A 15,145-nucleotide genomic window follows, 5' to 3' on the forward strand; every position below is an offset into this window, starting at 1 on the left:
ACTCGCATCTCTACCGTTACCTCGGTGCAAGTAGTTTCGGTGATCAACTACAAGGGTGGGGTCGGCAAGACGACGCTGACCGCGAACCTGGGCGCCGAGTTGGCCCGACGCGGACAAAACGTGCTACTGATCGACCTCGATCCGCAGAGCAGCCTGACGTTCTGCTTTTACCAGCCCGACGAATGGCGTTCGGAGCTGCGCGAAGCACTGACGATCAAGCGATGGTTCGACTCCATCGAGGACGGCATCCCCAAGGTCGCCCTGGCTGACCTGGCCGTCCAGCCGCGCCCGGTCAACGCGGCACTCCCCGAGGGCAGCGGACGACTCAACCTGATCGCGTCACATCTGCAGCTCATCGATGCTGATTTCAAGCTCGCCCGCAGCATCGGTGGAATCGAACAGAAGTTCGATCCAGCGCTCTATCGAGTCCGCTGCGCACTGGCGAGCGCGCTGCACGACCAGTCGTTTGCGGAATACGACTGGGTGCTGATCGACTGCCCGCCGAACTTCAATGTGGTGACCCAGGCGGCCATCGTCGCCAGCGACCATATCCTGATCCCAGCGAAGGCCGACTACCTGTCCACGTTGGGCATCGAATACCTCTACGGCAACGTCGATGAACTGGTGCAGCGGCACAACGAGCACTCACTGAAGCACGCGAGGACCCGACACAGCCGCATCGACCCGAACATGGCCGGCGTCGTGTTCACCATGATCCAGTTCCACGGCGGCCGCCCGATCTCGGCGCTGCAGTACTACATCGACTCGGTGCGCGCCCTCGGCGTGCCGGTGTTCAGCACGTACATGCGCGAGAACAACACCCTGTTCGCCAGCTCCGTACCGCGCGGCGTGCCGGCGGTGCTCCGCGAGCGGGTCACCTCGCAGATCAACATCGAGCTACGCACCCTGGCCTCCGAATTCCTCAACACCCTCCATGCCGAAGGGGCAGCCGCGTGAGCGACGTCGCGAAGCTTTCCATGACCGTCCTGCAGCGGATCTCCGAGTTCCTGGCGACCCTGCCCGAGGACCAGCTCGTCGACATCGCCGAAGGCCGGGCCACGCTGACCTACCACCCGTTCGGCGCCGCCACGCCGGCCGCACCGGCGGCGCCTGCCAAGAAGGCTCCTGCTCGGCGGACCGCCGCCGCGAAGCCGGCCAAGGACATGTCGGTAGTGGTGGATGATCTCGCCAGCCTGCAGACCCGGGATGAGGGTGAGCGCTACCTCAAGCCCATGCTGGTCGGCGACCTCCGCGCCGTTGCCGCGCAGCTCGGCATCGGTGGCGTGAGCAAGACCCCGAAGGGCGATCTGATCACGATGCTGGTGGAGCGGACGATCGGCGCCCGGCTCAACTCGCTCGCCGTCCGCCAGCTGTAGCAGTCGTCATCCGGCCTGGAAGACCGTGTCCACGTGCCATTCCAGGAAGTCGCGGTGCGGCCGGTCGGCGGCGCGCTCCGGCACGGCGATCGACTGGCCGTGCCGGGAGTAGAACTCCTCGCCGTTGCCGAAGTCCTCGCGCAGCCTCGGGCTGACCAGCAGCCGGTGTTTCGGGTCGACGCTCAGGTACCCCCTGTCGAACATGATGTGTACGTCGGACCGCAGCAGCAGGCCGTTGTCGAGCCGGTGCTGGCCGCCGCTCGGCAGCGGCAGGATGTGCGCCGCCTGCAGCACGGGCCGGATCTTCGCGCCGGTGATCGCGCAGCGGTGGCGGTACGCGTCGAGGACGACGCCCTTGAACGCCTGCTGGCCGAGTCGCTGCGGCTGAAGGCGCGGGTCGCCGTAGACGGGTCCGGCGCGGTGCCAGGGTTCGCTGAGGTCCAGTTCGACGGCCGGGCCGGCGAGGCGGTGGATCACGTCGCGGAAGTAGCCGGCGTACGCGCCGTCGGCCAGGTCGTAGCCCTTGCCCTGGACGATGTTCGACGCGAAGTCCGGCGGCGGCCCGGCGTCCTCGTCGGCCCCGAAGAACCGTGTGTCGCGGACGAAGAGGCAGCCGATGATCGGGTCGTCGCGCGGCGAGATCGGCTGGTGCCGGTACCGGCTGATGGCATCGCGCATCTGCTGGAGGCTGGCGGTGCCGTTGCCTTCGCCGAACAGCTCCCACGCTTCTGAGATCGGCAGCCGGGCGAAGCCGCTGTAGAACCCGCCGCCGACGACCCGGTTGTGCGGGTGGTGGGACTTGAAGAAGAATGGCTCGCCGACCTGCAGCGCCCGGAACGCCTTGTCACTGGCGGGACGCCAGAAGTTGACCTCCTGCAGGTGCGGGCGCTCGGCGAGGAACCGGTACCACTGGCCGTCGGTCACGCCCACGTAAGCCCTCACGGCGAACAGTGTGCTCCATCGATGCCGCTATGGCGTTACGACTCGCCTCCTACGTATGCATGGCCTCCGGTTGGTCTGGTTGGTGCGTCCCGATCCGATCGGGGAACCAACCGCCACCAACCGGTTGGCACGCTGTTGGCGGCGGTTGATCACGGTTGGGGCTTCGCGACGCACGAAGGCACCCAACTGGAGGCATGTCCGGCAGGAGGGGTCGCACACGCGCGGCACCGCTGCTGCCTTGGAGGCATGGATGACACAGCCCCACCACGACCCGGTGCTCTACGCACAGTCGTTCCTCACCGATCGGGACCATCGCCTGCTCGACTGGCTGTATGACCACCAGGTCCTGAGCGCGGCGCAGATCACCGCGGCGCTGTTCAACCGGCAGGACGCCGCCCAGGAGCGTCTGCTGCGGCTGTACCGGCTGCGGCTGCTGGAGCGGTTCCGCTCGGCGCGGCTGGCCTCGCCGGGCTGGCACCACGTCCTCGACCAGGCCGGCGTCGAGCTGGTCGCGGCGCTGCGCGGCGACGCCGTGCCGCGGCGCGTGGACATCACCGCGCAGCGCCGGCGCATCGCCGCCAGCGCGAACCTGCCGCACCTGCTCGGCGTCAACCAGTTCTTCGTGGATCTCATCGCGTACGCCCGGCACCGCCCCGGCGACGCCCTGCTGCGCTGGTGGTCGGAGCGGCAGTGCGCGGCCCCGCTGCGGTTCGGCTCGGTGAGCATGCACCGGGTCCGCGCCGACGGCCACGGCATCTACCAGGAAGGCGACCTGCGGGTGGCGTTCTTCCTCGAGCTCGACCGCGCCACCGAATCCGTGCCGACGCTGGTGGAGAAGGTGCAGCGGTACGAGCAGCTGGTCACCGAGGGTGGTCCCGCCTGGCCGGTGCTGTTCTCGCTACCGGACCACACCCGCGAGCAGCACCTGCACCAGGCCCTCGGCCGCCAGCCGCGAGCGGTCCCGGTCGCGACGGTCGCCCGGGACCGCCTGCTGGACGGCACGGGCGTCGCCGACGCGGTCTGGCTGCCGACCGGCGCGGCGGGTGCGCCGGAGCCGCCGCGCCGCCTGATCGACCTCGGCCGGCTCGGCGACCCCGCGGACGACAGCGCGCTCCTGCGCCTGGACCGCCGCCCGCTCGGGCAGTAGCAGGCATTCGGTTCGCCGGCCGATTCTTGGCCGGCGAACCGCCTGTTGGATCTTCGCCACCCCGGGTGTTGCCCCGGGCGGATGGGTAGGCGTACCCCTAGGCGGGCCAAGACCCTGGATTCCGGCGCCAACGGGACCCAACCTCTTCAGCACCGTCGACAGATTCCCGGCCGCAGGCAGCCGTACAGCCGCCGCGTAGCGGGTACGGTCGATCCCTCCGTCGCCGTCGCGACGCCGTTCCCGATGCCGCTCGATCCCGTACCGTCAGCTGGCGTACCGGACGGCGGGTACGACCTGGAACGGGAACACAAGCCGGCCGGGTACGACGCGGTACTGGGCAAGACCCGGGAACGGGTGCATCAGGGCGGCGCGGTACGCGGAACCGGTACAGCACGCGGGAACGCCGGGCGCATCCCCGGTACGAGAGCGCATGACCGCTGATTTGCGGCTGGCGGGACCGTACGGCGTTCCGTACTCGTTCCGTTCCTGCCGCCCGTACCGCTCCAGACGGCAGTTGCCCAACGCGTTGCGCAAACTCGTTGTCCAACCGACCTGGCAGGCCCGTTCCCACTGCCAACCGGCTGGTCAACCCACCGGCCGTTCCCGTACCCGTTGCCCAACCCGTCCGCCGTTCCCGCACGTGGTTGGTCAACTCGTCCGCCGTTCCCGTACCCGGTTGCCCAACCCCGCGCGCCGTACCCGTACCCAGTTGGTCAACCCGGGTACGGGTACCAGTGAGGCACCTCTTCGCTCAGGATGGGAACGGGGACGGGCTCGCTGAAGAAGGCGTCGTGGACGGCACCGTACCCGGCGACACCGTCTTGCAGCGCGCGTCCCATTCCGGCACCCGTAGCAGCGACGGCGCGCTCATTCCCTCCCGGCTCGCCGTCGCCGCGAACGCGATTCCCCGCACGCAGACCATCGCCACGTTCGGGAAGTTGTCGGCGTTGCGGAAGACCTCGATGTAGTCGACGTCGGAAATCTTGTCGGGTGGGGCGCCTTCTTTGCCGCCGCGGTCGCCGAGTTGTTCCGAGCAGCCGGCCAGCGCCAGTACCAATGCCGCCGCCAGCGCCAGGCGCTTCATTTCGCGGCCGGGCAGGTCGGGTCCCATTCGGGGACGCGGACGAGGTCCGGTGCGGCGTAGGAGTCCTCGCCGCGGGCGCCGCTCGAGGTGGCCGCGAATGCGATCCCGCGAATGCACACGCGGGCCACGTTCGGGAAGTTGTCCGCGTTGCGGTACACCTCGATGTAGTCGACGTCGGAAATCTTGTCGGGTGCGGCGCCCTCGTCGCCGCCGCGGTCGCCGAGCTGTTCCGAGCAGCCCGCCAGCGCGAACAGTACAGCCGCCATCGCAAGCATGCGTTTCATCGGTTCCCCCCGTTGTGCGGATGGGGTGGAGGCCGCCGCGGCACAGCAGCGCTGGCGTGCCGCGGGTACAGCCCCCGATACCGATGAAGGTAGGGACAACCGTCGAAGCGTTGGGCGTTTCGGCCGATGGGTTGACCAAGTCTTGAGCAGTCTCAGATGCCCGTACGGAACTCCATGGTGCCCTTGCGCTGCCCCTGCATGAGGCGAATGGCCAGCTCCGCGTTCATGGCGAGCTGGTTGAGCAGCTGCACGACCGTGCCGAGGACCTTGATGGCCTTGGTCATCGCGGCCAGGGCCTTCTCCTCTTCGAGCAGTTTCGCGGCCGCCTTGGTGGCCCGTTCGAACGCCGGCGGGCGGGCCTTCTCCACGAGGTTCTTCAGCTTCGACGTCAACCGCTGGATCTCGCCGTCGAGCTGCCGCTGCTTGAGCAGGCACTGCTGCACCTTCGGCGGGCAGACGAGCGCGGCACGCTCCGCCTTCCGCGCGTCCAGGTCCTTTCCGACAGCCTTGATGTCGTCGTCGATCTCCTTGAGCCGCAGGTCCTTCTCGGCCTTCTTGGTGGTCGCGTCGAGCACGCTCTGCTCCTGGTCCGGCAGGCGTTCCTCGAGGTTCGCCTTTCGGCGTTTCAGCTGCTCCTCGGTCGCGCGGTCACCGAGTTTGTACGGGTCGGCGCCGAGCCCGAGCCAGGCCTTCGTCGCCTCCTCCGCGAGCTGCGCGAGGTCACCGATTCCGGGCACCGCCCCGACCGTGGCGAACAGGAACTCCCGCAGCCTCGTCGCTTCGGGCTCCAGCGTCAGCGCCGCATACAGGTACCCACCCGCGACGGCGATTCTGCCTTTCCCTTGGGCGATCCGGACCATCTCATCGATCGCGGCGCGGGTGTTCGGCAGCGGCCATTCCGAGACGCTTTCCCAGTACGTCATGGCGCGCGCCATCGCGTTCACGTCGATTCTGCCGCCCGAGACGGAGCTCAGGAACCCGGCCAGCGCCGTCGCCGCGAGCGCCCGCCTGTCGGCAATGTCGGCGTCCACCCAGAAGCTTTGCCCGGCCTTGTTGAAACACCCACCGGTCCACGTCGCGACCCCGTTCGGCGGCAGCAATCCAAGTTCCGCGGTGCCACCCGGCACAGGCGGATTCGTCAACGCCGGAGACGCCGAAGTGCGCAGCGTCGCCCAGATCCCGATGTCGGACGTCACGGTGAGCACCGTCCGGTCCCCGTCACACGGCGCTTTCGGATCCGCGACCAGACCCTTCATGAGCCCATTCGCCAGAGTGTCAACCACGTCGATGCGATACCCCACGGTGACCTGCCGCCGCACGGTCCGCCCGGTCCCGTTCTTGGTGGCGGTCATCGCGATCTCATAGGTCCCCGGCAGCGGCGCATTCCACACCACGCTCGGTCCGCTTTCGCCGAGCGGCGTGCCGTTGACGCTCCACGTGTACGAGGTGTCGACCGCCGGACTCGACACCACCAACCGACGCGACAACGCCCTTCCGGGAATCTCGACGACCTCGAAATCCACCGGCGCCGTGATGGTGAAGGTCCCGGTCGCGAAGCCGCAGTGCAGCGGCGGCGTCACCGTGCAGAAGCTCAGCTTCACCTCATACCTGCCGGGCGCCAGCCCGTCGACGGTCGCCTCGGCACCGTCCCGCTCGGCGACCGGCTCGGCGGCGCCCTCCGCGTACACGTCCCAGCTGATGAGGCCCGTGTTCGGCGCGATGTCGACCGCCTTCAACGCCACCGACGTGCCCGTCACGGTGATGGCCGGCGTAGCGCTGGGGCCGCCGTCACCCTTGACCGTCCCGGTGACCTTCCCCGCCGGGCCGGACACCCCCGCCTCATCGACCTCCGCCGACCGGCACCCGACAAGCTTCCCGGCCACAGGCGCCGTGAACGAGAAGTCGACCGTCGTGTACACACCCTGCACACGCTGATACCCGACGTTCGCGAGGTCCTCGACGACGCCGTACGAGTTGTCGACGAACTTCAGCTCAAAATAGAAGTCGTTGGAACCCCGGCCCGCCATGGTGGCCGTGCCCGACATTTCCGCACCTGCACTGATGTTGTCCATGACGAGATGCGCCGGCCCGAGGTCCGTGTTGCATCTGTCGGCCGGATATCCCGTGCTGCTACTCGTAAACGCGATGGGCCGGTCCCCTGGATCGGCCTGCGCAGCGGTCTCGGAAAACGACAACGTCGCCACGACAACGGCACCCGCCAAGGCACCTGCCAGGACACGACGCGAGCGGGAAAGACGCATGCCTCATAGAACCGTAGGACATGCCGCCCAGCCTTCGGTCAAACCCGCGAACCCATCACACCATGTGGTCAACCGACACCAGCCGGTTCGCTATATCACCTCGCCGCTCACGTCAGATGCGGTCGACCTTCAGGCCCTCAACGAACGCCACGAAGGCAGCGGTCTCGAAGGTGAGCGCCGGCCCGTTCGGGTCCTTGCTGTCCCGCACCGCCACGATGCCGGTCAGGTTGTCGGCCACCTCGACGCAGTTGCCGCCGTTGCCGCCACTCCGAGTGCTCTTGAGCCACTGGGCGCCGGTCAGGTCGATCATCGAACAGCCTCGGCAAATCGCTCGATAAGGTTCGGCCTCCGAAACCGGCTCGATCTGGAGAGGCAGGCGACCTGCCAGCACAAGCTGCCGCAAGGCCTTGACCTGCTCAATGTAACCTACCTAGAAATCTTCTATGTAGGTTACATTGAGGAGGTGGACAGTCGCGATGGCGTCGAGCTGCTGCTGGATGCCGGGTTGGATCGGCGGGTCATGGGCAGCGCCGAGGTCGAAATCGGCGTCGGCGACGGCCGGTGGTCACGTCACCAGGTGATGCTGCTGCGCCACTCGCCGAGCCCGGTGGAGATCGACCGCGCCGTGGCGGCGCTCCGGCCGCACGTGGACGGCCTGCTCTTCGTGGTCGCGCGGGCGGGGCGTGCTTTGAGGCAAGCCGCTGAGCGGGATCACCGCATCGCATACGCAGCGGTTGACGACGCGATCGTCCATTTCCAGGGTGAGGTACACCGGTCCGGTGAGCAACGGCCGGCTCCTCCTGTGCACTCGGGGCGCTCCAGCTGGGCCCGGCTGGCGATGCTCCGGCTGTTCGCGCTGAACGCTGAGGAGCCGTTGTCGCAGTCGGAAATAGCGCGTCGGCTCGGGATGTCGCACGTTGCGATCGGCAAGCAGCTTCCGATGCCCGGCGAGCTGGTGGTGCGCACACCCGGCGGATGGCAGGCGATCGACCGGGCAGGATGCTGGGACCGGTTCATGCTGGAGTATTCGGGGCCACGCGGTCTGACCACGTACTGGGCGGCGACCGGAGACGTCGCGGCGCAGCTCGCACGGATCGAACAGGTGGCACGGGACCGAGGCGACGCCCCTCCGGCCGTGTCCGGCGACCTCGCCGCCGATCTGTACGCACCGTGGCGACGTCCGGACCGCATCATCGCCTATGTCGTCGATCAACCTCCCCTGGAGGAGCACGGTTTCGCGACCGTACGGCCCGCGGACGCGACGGTCGAGCTGTGGACTCCCCGGGACCCGACCGTCCTGACCATGTCCCGCGAATGGCCGTCAATGACAGGTGGGACCCAGCGCCGCTACACCGACCCGCTGATCGCTGCATGGGACCTGCGCAGGTCCCCCGGCGGCGACGTTGACGAGGCTGTCGAGCAACTTCGAACGCGAGCACTGCGGGAGCGACTGTGGTCTTGAAGCGCCATGTCGAGCTTGTCGCCACCTCATACGCAGACGAGCTGTCCATCCGGTCGCTCGCGGAAATCAGCGCGATCACCGTCGACCAGAACGTGCGCATCATCGGCGGGCAGATGGCTTCGCTGCTCCTGACCGCCTTCCCCGTTGCTGGAGTCGCCATACGCCGCACCCGCGACGCGGATGCCGCGATCACGACCGAACTCGCCGGCTCAGGTGTCATCCATCAGCGTCTCGTCGACCACGGGTATGCCGCCACGAGCGGCAACAGCTACATGCGACCGGTTCCGGAGCTCGCCGTCGCGGGCGGTCCCGTCCCGGAGCTCGCCGTCGACCTGCTCATACCTTCGTTCGACGGACGCTTCCGACCTCAGGAGCACGGAGGTCGCGCGTTCGATTCGGCCCCTGGGCTCGCTCCCGCTCTGGCCGCCGAACCCATCGTGATCGACGCCGGGGCGCGGATGCTCGACGGCACGAGGCTGGAATTCACCGTGCGAGTGCCAGCAGTGGAGCTCGCGCTCGTCATCAAGGCGCTCGCGTACGGCTCCCGCCTGGAACCCCGGGACGTCGAGGACATCTACCGCCTTCTTGAAATCCGCGACAGCCACCAACCCGACGAGATCGGTGGTTGGCGGCTGCACGAGGCTCCGCTACGAGGCTCGCGCCGCGATGCCGCAGCACACCTGCACGAACTTGCCCGGCGCAGTCGACGCCGCTCCGACGTCGAAGTGCCGACCGCCCGGCTCGCAACGCTGATCGCGGCTGTGGTTGCTCGACCTGACTGACCACACGGTCACAGCGGTGGATCGCGCGCCCGCCTGGCGATGTTCTCGGCGTTGAGCTGGCGGACCACGTCCTCGACGGCGTCCTTGTCGGTCACGTTGATGCCGTGGGCCTGCAGCTCGGCCGCGATCTGTTTCGCCGGGCCCCAGGACGTCTCGTCGTCGACGGCGGCTTCGAACTCGGGCAGCCACATGTCGACGTCGGCCACGACCGGCGTGATCCACTCGTCGGCGACGCTACGGCGCTCCAGGGCGAACCGCACCCAGCTGCGCAGCGCGTCGGGCAGGGCGGCTCGCTCGTCATCGTCGAGGAAGGCTTTGCGTGGCAGCCAGTCGGCGAGGAACATGCCGACCGCGCCGGGGCTCCAGCCGAGGGGGCGGTTGTTGAGGTAGCCGTCGCCGTAGTCGAGGAAGAGGTCGGCCAGCCGTCGGTACACCTCGGAATCCACCGACCGCTCGACGAATGCCTCGACAAGTTCGCGCCGCTCGGTGCCACCCAGCGCGACGAACTCGGGCCACTCCGGCAGGTGCTCGCGACACCGCGCCCACGCGAGCGCCCGCAGGTCGACGAAGGCCTCGTCGTCGTGCCGCGGCCACAGCATGTCGGTGTGCCGCAGCGCGTCAGCGAGGTCGGCGAGGGCGTCGGCGACTGGCACCTCCTCGATCGGCATCGGCACTTCGTCGTCCTCCCGCGTGCCCTCCCACGCCTCGGCCGCGCCGGTCTGCAGCAGCTGGAGCTGCTCCACGGCCAACCCGCCACTGGTGAGGATCTGCGCGAGGAGGGTGTGCGTCTCGTACTCGAGGAACAGGACCCGCTCGCTGTCGTATAGATCGACGGCGCGCATCGCTCGTACCGGCGAAAATGCCGCATCGGGCCAGGATGGCGACGGCTGAGACTCTTGCAGAATTTCGATCGTCCCGTCGAGCAGCTTGTGGTCGCTCGGCTGAGCCACCATCCGCAGCGCGACCACGGCGGCCAGGCCGTGCGGGGACGGGTGGGAGCTGCAGCGGCCGACCACCTCGAGGATAAAGGTGTGCTCCGCCTCCCGGTCACCGAGCGGCGCGTGCAGCCACGCCTGTCCGAGCCACCCGGACGCCCACTGCTCGACCTCAAGGCGATCGGTATAGGTGAGCAGGTCCCGGGCCGCGTGGACCAGCCGGTCCGAGAGCCGCAGCTGCCGGACAGGACCCTGCCGACGGGTCTTCGGCTTGCCCCGCCCAGCTGGGCGCCCACGACTCTTCGGACTCATCCCGACAGTTCACCACACCGGTGGCAGGCATTGAGCGGCTTCGGGCCTGGCGCGCTTACGGTTCACCTCGCACTGCCGCCTGGCGCATGAGCTCGGCGAGATACACGCCTACCGGCGCCTTGATCGACTCCGGTTCTCCCCACCAGAGATCAGGCACCTGGACGCGGACCGTGAGCAGGCGGCAGGCGCTCACCGCGGCCGCCAGCGCGATGTGCAGACCGCGGGCAGCGATCCTGAGATCCTCGACGACCTCGATGAGCTTCGACGCGGCGGCCGCGATGACCGGGTCGACATTCGCGCTCTCGCGGCCGATCACTGCATACACGGCGTGCGGGTCGCCCTCGGTCTCCGTTCGCAGGACCGCGCGCATTATCTCGGTGAAGGCGCCACCTTCCGCCTCGTCGTCATCCTCCTGCAGGTCGACCTCAGAAGCATGCTTCTCGAGGATCGCTTGGGCATCGGCACAGGTGGTGTCGAACATCCCGGCGCCAAGGAGATTGAGGAAGAGCGTCCGGGTCATCGCCGACGGCGGCACCGCGCTGTCCTCGTGGAAGGGCTTGACGAACAGGTCCGGGTCACCGCAGGGGCATTGCGAATGGCGGCGAGCGCGGCGACCTCTGCCCGCACCGATCCGGTAGGCATCGCCCAGTCAGGGATGGGGTCGAGCTGGACTGCGCAAGCATCCGACAGGTGCGCTACCTGCGCAGTGTGCCAGGCGGCTCGGGCACCGGCGGCTCCGCTTCGGCGGCGTTCCTTGGCCTGCGCCGCCCGTCGGCGTTCTGCCGCGCTCGGAGTGATCGCTTTCCCGACGGCCAGCAGCATGCCGGCGTCGCAGTCGACGCAGTGCTCGAGGTCGTTGCGGGCGAGGATGTTCACCAGGTGCTGGCGAGAGCGCAGGGAAAGAGGCCCGTCACAGGACGGGCAACTGGTCCCGACAACGACAGCACGGACGCCTTCTGCGGCGACGAGGTATGCCCGACTGAACCCGACACCCGCTTCATCGCTGATGTCGGCGCTCTTCGCGCGCCACCTTGGACGCGGCGGTTCTGCGGAGGTGTCGATACCGTCGAGGGCCCAGTACCGTTCGCCGATGGTGATCGTCCGCTGGTCCGCACCTGGAACTGGCTCGATCTCCAGAGCCAACGACTCGGGCAATAGCGCACCCGCTTGGGCCGGCTGCTCGGCACTCATCGGGACAGCATGTCAATGCATGACTACGCGATTACAGTTGCGACCTTGGATGGGTCGAACAACGCGCGAATCACGCGGGCGGTTCCACCACGAAGACACCTCGACCGGGTTGACCCAATACAAGGCCTTGGGCCTTGAGCTCCACCATGGCGAACTGGATCACGGTGGCGCTCACATCGTAGATCTCCCGGAGTCGCTGGGTGCTCGGAAGCTTGTCGCCCGGCTTGAGGATGCCGGCCGCGATCTGCACTGACCGACGGCCGGCCGTGGCACCTGACCGACCCCTGTGCGGGACGGGAGTTGCTGCTGCCGTACGAGGCGGCCAAGGCCACCCGGCTCGCGTTGGCGGACCTGATGGATGCGGCGTGAACGGGCGTATTCGGCCGAGGTGCATTGGCCGTTGCGGCCGTCCGCTCATTTGCTGGGGGGAGGCCGCAACGGTCAACCCGGAGGTGCCGACGAGTCACTGCGAGCACTGAGCCGTACCTCATCAGCCCCAGCCTGTTGAGGTACGGCAGGCTGCCGTGGGCTGGCCGTAGCGGTCAGTCCGGCCACCAGGAGGCCGACTTCTGTGTGCAGTCGGCGGAGTTCGCCGGCGGTCGGGGCGGTGTCGTAGCAGTGATGGTGGGTGGCCTGCGACAGGGTCGCCCAGGCGAACGCGGCCCGGCGGGCCAGCTCCCTGCCCGAGCGCCGGCGGAGCATCAGCAGGCGGGTCCGCTGGGCGCCGCAGGCGGCGACCGCCGGGCTGGTCTCCTGCCAGTACTGCTCGATGGCGAGCTCCAGCGCCAGCCGAATGAGGCACGCGCACGCCTTCGGCCACCACGCGCCTGACGGGCCGCGGCGGAGCAGGCCGTCGGCGGCGGACAGGCACCGGGCCGGGGTCATCGGAGGGCCTCGGCGAGGCGGCGGGTGTCGCGGACGAAGCCGGGCAGGTCCGGGACGGGGTGGTTGCCGTGCACAGCCTTGCGGCTCAGGTCGTAGGCGTTGACGGCCCAGCCGCCGTACGCGTTGCGCAGGTGGCGCAGGACGTCGCCGCCGCGGTCCGGGTCGTCGAACAGGGCCAGGGCGAACAAGGTGGTCGTCTTCTGGGCGTGCTGCAGGGTCTCCTCGATCGAGGCGTGGCGCTCACCCCGAGCGGTCCGGACCCGCCAGACGACCCGCTGACAGGCGTACTCCAGAGCGGACCGGCACAACTCCGCCACGACCGGAGTCCGGACGTCGGCGTCGACCTCGGCCGAGCAGGCCAGGGCGCGGGCGTCGTCGAGGTAGCGCAGCGCCGGGTCGGAGGCCGGCTCGACCGAGACGACGGACCGCTCACCGCGCAGCACCTGCAGCGTCACGGCGTCGATCTCCAAGCGGCGCACCGCTTCCGGCAGGCGCGGGTCGTGCGTGAACACGATGACCTGCCGGTCGGTGGCGATCGTTGCCAGTACGCGAGCGAGACCGTCCACTTTGGAGGGGTCCATGCTCTGGACGGGGTCGTCGATGACCACGAACCGGAACGGGCTTTCGTCGGCGCAGGCGCGGGGCAGGAACATGGCCAGGCCGAGCGCCTGCATCTCGCCCTGGCTCATGACGCCGAGCGCCGCGCCGCTGTCGGCGCCGTCGACGCTGATCGGGAACTCGATGCGGCGGCGGGTGGCGGTGCCGGCGAGGCTCATGGTGCCGAGCTGCACGTTGCTCTCCTGGCGCAGCTCCTCCCAGATCCGCTGGGCGTGCGCTGCGAACGGCGCCAGCCGCTGGTTGCGCAGCGCGATCGCGGCGTCCTTGAGCCAGCTCCGCGCGGCCTTCAGGGAAGCGAGCTCGCCCGCCTGCTGCGGGACCTCCCGCGCGGCGGAGACCCAGCGGCGCAGGTCGGGCAGGATCTGCTGCCAGCCGGTGTCGCGCTCCTCCAGCCAGGCGGCAGCAGCAGCTCGTACGACCTCCGCGGCGGCAACCAGCGCCGGATAGTGCGTGAGGAGGTGGACGGCCAGGTCCTCGCCGGCCGAGGGCGCGGCGCGCAGGGTGGCGACCGCAGCAGCGACCGAAGGGTCGGGCGGCAGCGACACGGCGGTGACGGCACGCGCCCTGCGGACGAGGTCGTTGCGGCGGGTCGTGGCGCGCTGGGCGCCGAGCGCGGTGTCGCGCAGCTCGTCGAGCGTCGCGGCGGCGGAGGCGCGCCACGCCTGGTCGAGGGTGCCGACGTGGCAGACCGGACAGGAGCTGGCGCCCGTCGCGTCGTGGTGGTCGACGGCGAGACGGAGCAGCTCGGCGAGGCGGACCGTCGCGGTGGTGTCGCCGGCGGTGCGGGCCTGGGCGGAGAGCTCGCGGAGCTCCTCGGCCAGCGCGGCGACGTCGGCGAGGTCCGGCAGGGAGAGCGTGGCCCACTGCCGGTGGTGGTCGATCAGCTCCCCCGACAGCGGTTCTTCGAGGATCGCCGCCACCGCTTCGGGGTCCGCCAGCGCGGCGGCGGCACGGCGGGCGCGGTCGTCGTCGATGCCGGCGAGGGTTTCCTTCAGCCGGGCGCGGTCGGTCCGGACCTGCTTCGCCGCCGCGTCGAGGGGCTTGATGGCGGCGTGGAGCCGCTGGTCCGCGGTGTTGAGCGCGTCGAGGCCGAGGATGGCGTCGATGGCGTCGAAGAGTGCGGACGGGGTGCCGGTGACAAGCCGCCCGACCTCGGCGGCGGTGAGGAACGGCCGGTAGAGCTCCATCGGCCGGCGCAGGTCGGCGAGGTCGCTGCCGGTGGCCTCGGTCAGCGCCGCGCCGGGCGCCCAGTCCCGATGCAGCCGCATCGGCGTGGTGTCGCCGTCGACGTGGAGCTCCGCCTCGATGCCGCAGGGGTCCGGCTGGTGCAGGTTGCGCCAGCCGGTGCGCCACACGCTGGAGCGGTCCGCCCAGCGGGCGCTGTCGCCGGTGAGCAGCAGCTCGATCGCTTCGGCGAAGCTCGACTTGCCGGACCCGTTGCGGCCGACGACCAGCGTGAGGCCCGGTCCGGGTCGGATCGGGAGCGTTCTGGCGGGCCCGACGCCGCGGAACCCGGCCACCGTAACGGCGGAGAGGAAGAGATGACCGGCCGATTCCGGAGGTGCCGGATCGATGGCCAAGGTGGCGTTGGTACCGCCGAGCGTGGCCTCGAGTTCGCCGTCGGCTCCAAGGGCTGCGAGGACGAGTTCGGCGGTCCGGGAGTCGGTCTGGTCCGTCGCGAGGCGGTCGAAGATGAGCTCGAGCAGCGGGGTTTCGGTGGTCATCACAGCTCCGGTTCGATGGGAGGTGCACGGACGCACGAGCACTGGGCTATTACTGGAAGTTACTGGAACTTACTGGAAGATCACAAGCACTCTTCAGCACCACGCGTCGCATACCACCTGTTCAGGCGACCTATCGACCGAC

At 69.2% G+C, this 15,145-nt stretch carries 17 protein-coding genes; 7 read left to right on the forward strand and 10 right to left on the reverse strand.

The genetic code is table 11. The annotated features are described in order from the left end of the window. Positions 1-39: 39 nt before the first annotated feature. On the forward strand, positions 40-957 hold the full coding sequence (locus tag ACQEVZ_RS24440) for a ParA family protein (RefSeq protein ID WP_433370316.1): 918 nt from the start codon (positions 40-42) through the stop codon (positions 955-957). Beyond that, a complete protein-coding gene (locus tag ACQEVZ_RS24445; RefSeq protein WP_433370319.1) occupies positions 954-1,376 on the forward strand; it encodes a hypothetical protein in 423 nt (140 codons plus the stop codon). Before ACQEVZ_RS24440 ends, ACQEVZ_RS24445 begins: the two co-directional genes overlap by 4 nt. Positions 1,377-1,382: 6 nt before the next feature. Here ACQEVZ_RS24445 and ACQEVZ_RS24450 read toward each other — a convergent pair whose 3' ends face one another. Next, a complete protein-coding gene (locus tag ACQEVZ_RS24450; RefSeq protein ID WP_433370322.1) occupies positions 1,383-2,318 on the reverse strand; it encodes an HNH endonuclease in 936 nt (311 codons plus the stop codon). Between the two features lie 250 nt (positions 2,319-2,568). Here ACQEVZ_RS24450 and ACQEVZ_RS24455 point away from each other — a divergent pair, with 250 nt between their 5' ends. Then, positions 2,569-3,465 (forward strand): replication-relaxation family protein, encoded by an 897-nt coding sequence (locus tag ACQEVZ_RS24455; protein WP_433370325.1) that lies wholly within the window; start codon positions 2,569-2,571, stop codon positions 3,463-3,465. Positions 3,466-4,216: 751 nt separating this feature from the next. On the opposite strand, the gene ACQEVZ_RS24460 is transcribed toward ACQEVZ_RS24455, so the two are convergent. The 3 genes from ACQEVZ_RS24460 to ACQEVZ_RS24470 form a co-directional block, all read right to left on the reverse strand. Next, the gene (locus tag ACQEVZ_RS24460; protein WP_354889315.1) at positions 4,217-4,576 is read right to left on the reverse strand and encodes a hypothetical protein; all 360 of its coding nucleotides are present in this window, start codon (positions 4,574-4,576) and stop codon (positions 4,217-4,219) included. Next, positions 4,546-4,833: a hypothetical protein gene (locus tag ACQEVZ_RS24465; protein WP_433370329.1), complete on the reverse strand. Its 288-nt coding sequence runs from the start codon at positions 4,831-4,833 to the stop codon at positions 4,546-4,548. The genes ACQEVZ_RS24460 and ACQEVZ_RS24465 overlap by 31 nt, the downstream gene beginning before the upstream one ends. A gap of 152 nt (positions 4,834-4,985) precedes the next feature. Continuing rightward, positions 4,986-6,413: a hypothetical protein gene (locus ACQEVZ_RS24470; protein ID WP_433370332.1), complete on the reverse strand. Its 1,428-nt coding sequence runs from the start codon at positions 6,411-6,413 to the stop codon at positions 4,986-4,988. Here ACQEVZ_RS24470 and ACQEVZ_RS24475 point away from each other — a divergent pair. After that, positions 6,367-6,768, forward strand: a complete 402-nt coding sequence (locus ACQEVZ_RS24475) for a hypothetical protein (protein WP_433370335.1) — start codon at positions 6,367-6,369, stop codon at positions 6,766-6,768. The genes ACQEVZ_RS24470 and ACQEVZ_RS24475 overlap by 47 nt on opposite strands. Positions 6,769-7,206: 438 nt before the next feature. Here the strand turns inward: ACQEVZ_RS24475 and ACQEVZ_RS24480 are convergent, their stop codons facing one another. After that, positions 7,207-7,401, reverse strand: a complete 195-nt coding sequence (locus tag ACQEVZ_RS24480; RefSeq protein ID WP_433376960.1) for a DUF397 domain-containing protein — start codon at positions 7,399-7,401, stop codon at positions 7,207-7,209. 213 nt (positions 7,402-7,614) lie between these two features. Here ACQEVZ_RS24480 and ACQEVZ_RS24485 point away from each other — a divergent pair, with 213 nt between their 5' ends. Beyond that, positions 7,615-8,556 carry a hypothetical protein gene (locus tag ACQEVZ_RS24485; protein ID WP_433370338.1) on the forward strand — a complete coding sequence of 314 codons (942 nt, stop codon included), beginning with the start codon at positions 7,615-7,617 and terminating at the stop codon, positions 8,554-8,556. After that, entirely contained in the window at positions 8,553-9,338 is a 786-nt protein-coding gene (locus ACQEVZ_RS24490) for a hypothetical protein (RefSeq protein ID WP_433370341.1), read from the forward strand. The genes ACQEVZ_RS24485 and ACQEVZ_RS24490 overlap by 4 nt, the downstream gene beginning before the upstream one ends. A gap of 8 nt (positions 9,339-9,346) precedes the next feature. Here ACQEVZ_RS24490 and ACQEVZ_RS24495 read toward each other — a convergent pair whose 3' ends face one another. Further along, positions 9,347-10,585 (reverse strand): hypothetical protein, encoded by a 1,239-nt coding sequence (locus ACQEVZ_RS24495; protein WP_433370344.1) that lies wholly within the window; start codon positions 10,583-10,585, stop codon positions 9,347-9,349. A gap of 55 nt (positions 10,586-10,640) precedes the next feature. Further along, on the reverse strand, positions 10,641-11,120 hold the full coding sequence (locus tag ACQEVZ_RS24500) for a hypothetical protein (RefSeq protein WP_433370347.1): 480 nt from the start codon (positions 11,118-11,120) through the stop codon (positions 10,641-10,643). Between the two features lie 155 nt (positions 11,121-11,275). Here ACQEVZ_RS24500 and ACQEVZ_RS24505 point away from each other — a divergent pair, with 155 nt between their 5' ends. Then, the gene (locus ACQEVZ_RS24505; RefSeq protein WP_433370350.1) at positions 11,276-11,743 is read left to right on the forward strand and encodes a hypothetical protein; all 468 of its coding nucleotides are present in this window, start codon (positions 11,276-11,278) and stop codon (positions 11,741-11,743) included. A gap of 103 nt (positions 11,744-11,846) precedes the next feature. On the opposite strand, the gene ACQEVZ_RS24510 is transcribed toward ACQEVZ_RS24505, so the two are convergent. The 3 genes from ACQEVZ_RS24510 to ACQEVZ_RS24520 all read right to left on the reverse strand — a co-directional run bounded on the left by ACQEVZ_RS24510 (position 11,847) and on the right by ACQEVZ_RS24520 (position 15,003). Next, positions 11,847-12,026: a winged helix-turn-helix domain-containing protein gene (locus ACQEVZ_RS24510; protein WP_433370353.1), complete on the reverse strand. Its 180-nt coding sequence runs from the start codon at positions 12,024-12,026 to the stop codon at positions 11,847-11,849. Between the two features lie 191 nt (positions 12,027-12,217). Next, the gene (locus tag ACQEVZ_RS24515; protein WP_433370356.1) at positions 12,218-12,661 is read right to left on the reverse strand and encodes a hypothetical protein; all 444 of its coding nucleotides are present in this window, start codon (positions 12,659-12,661) and stop codon (positions 12,218-12,220) included. After that, positions 12,658-15,003, reverse strand: coding sequence for an AAA family ATPase (locus tag ACQEVZ_RS24520; protein ID WP_433370359.1), 2,346 nt, complete (start codon positions 15,001-15,003; stop codon positions 12,658-12,660). Before ACQEVZ_RS24520 ends, ACQEVZ_RS24515 begins: the two co-directional genes overlap by 4 nt. Between the last annotated feature and the right edge of the window lie 142 nt (positions 15,004-15,145).

The sequence above is a fragment of the Dactylosporangium sp. CA-152071 genome (assembly GCF_050936335.1).
Lineage (GTDB): Bacteria > Actinomycetota > Actinomycetes > Mycobacteriales > Micromonosporaceae > Dactylosporangium > Dactylosporangium maewongense.

What these genes read in the sequence shown, in the direction of transcription:
- ACQEVZ_RS24520 (WP_433370359.1), bottom strand. Translation starts at nt 15,003, where the DNA reads ATGACCACCGAAACCCCGCTGCTCGAGCTCATCTTCGACCGCCTCGCG.
- ACQEVZ_RS24465 (WP_433370329.1), bottom strand. Translation starts at nt 4,833, where the DNA reads ATGAAACGCATGCTTGCGATGGCGGCTGTACTGTTCGCGCTGGCGGGC.
- ACQEVZ_RS24515 (WP_433370356.1), bottom strand. Translation starts at nt 12,661, where the DNA reads ATGACCCCGGCCCGGTGCCTGTCCGCCGCCGACGGCCTGCTCCGCCGC.
- ACQEVZ_RS24485 (WP_433370338.1), top strand. Translation starts at nt 7,615, where the DNA reads ATGGGCAGCGCCGAGGTCGAAATCGGCGTCGGCGACGGCCGGTGGTCA.
- ACQEVZ_RS24495 (WP_433370344.1), bottom strand. Translation starts at nt 10,585, where the DNA reads ATGAGTCCGAAGAGTCGTGGGCGCCCAGCTGGGCGGGGCAAGCCGAAG.
- ACQEVZ_RS24455 (WP_433370325.1), top strand. Translation starts at nt 2,569, where the DNA reads ATGACACAGCCCCACCACGACCCGGTGCTCTACGCACAGTCGTTCCTC.
- ACQEVZ_RS24460 (WP_354889315.1), bottom strand. Translation starts at nt 4,576, where the DNA reads ATGGGACCCGACCTGCCCGGCCGCGAAATGAAGCGCCTGGCGCTGGCG.
- ACQEVZ_RS24475 (WP_433370335.1), top strand. Translation starts at nt 6,367, where the DNA reads ATGGTGAAGGTCCCGGTCGCGAAGCCGCAGTGCAGCGGCGGCGTCACC.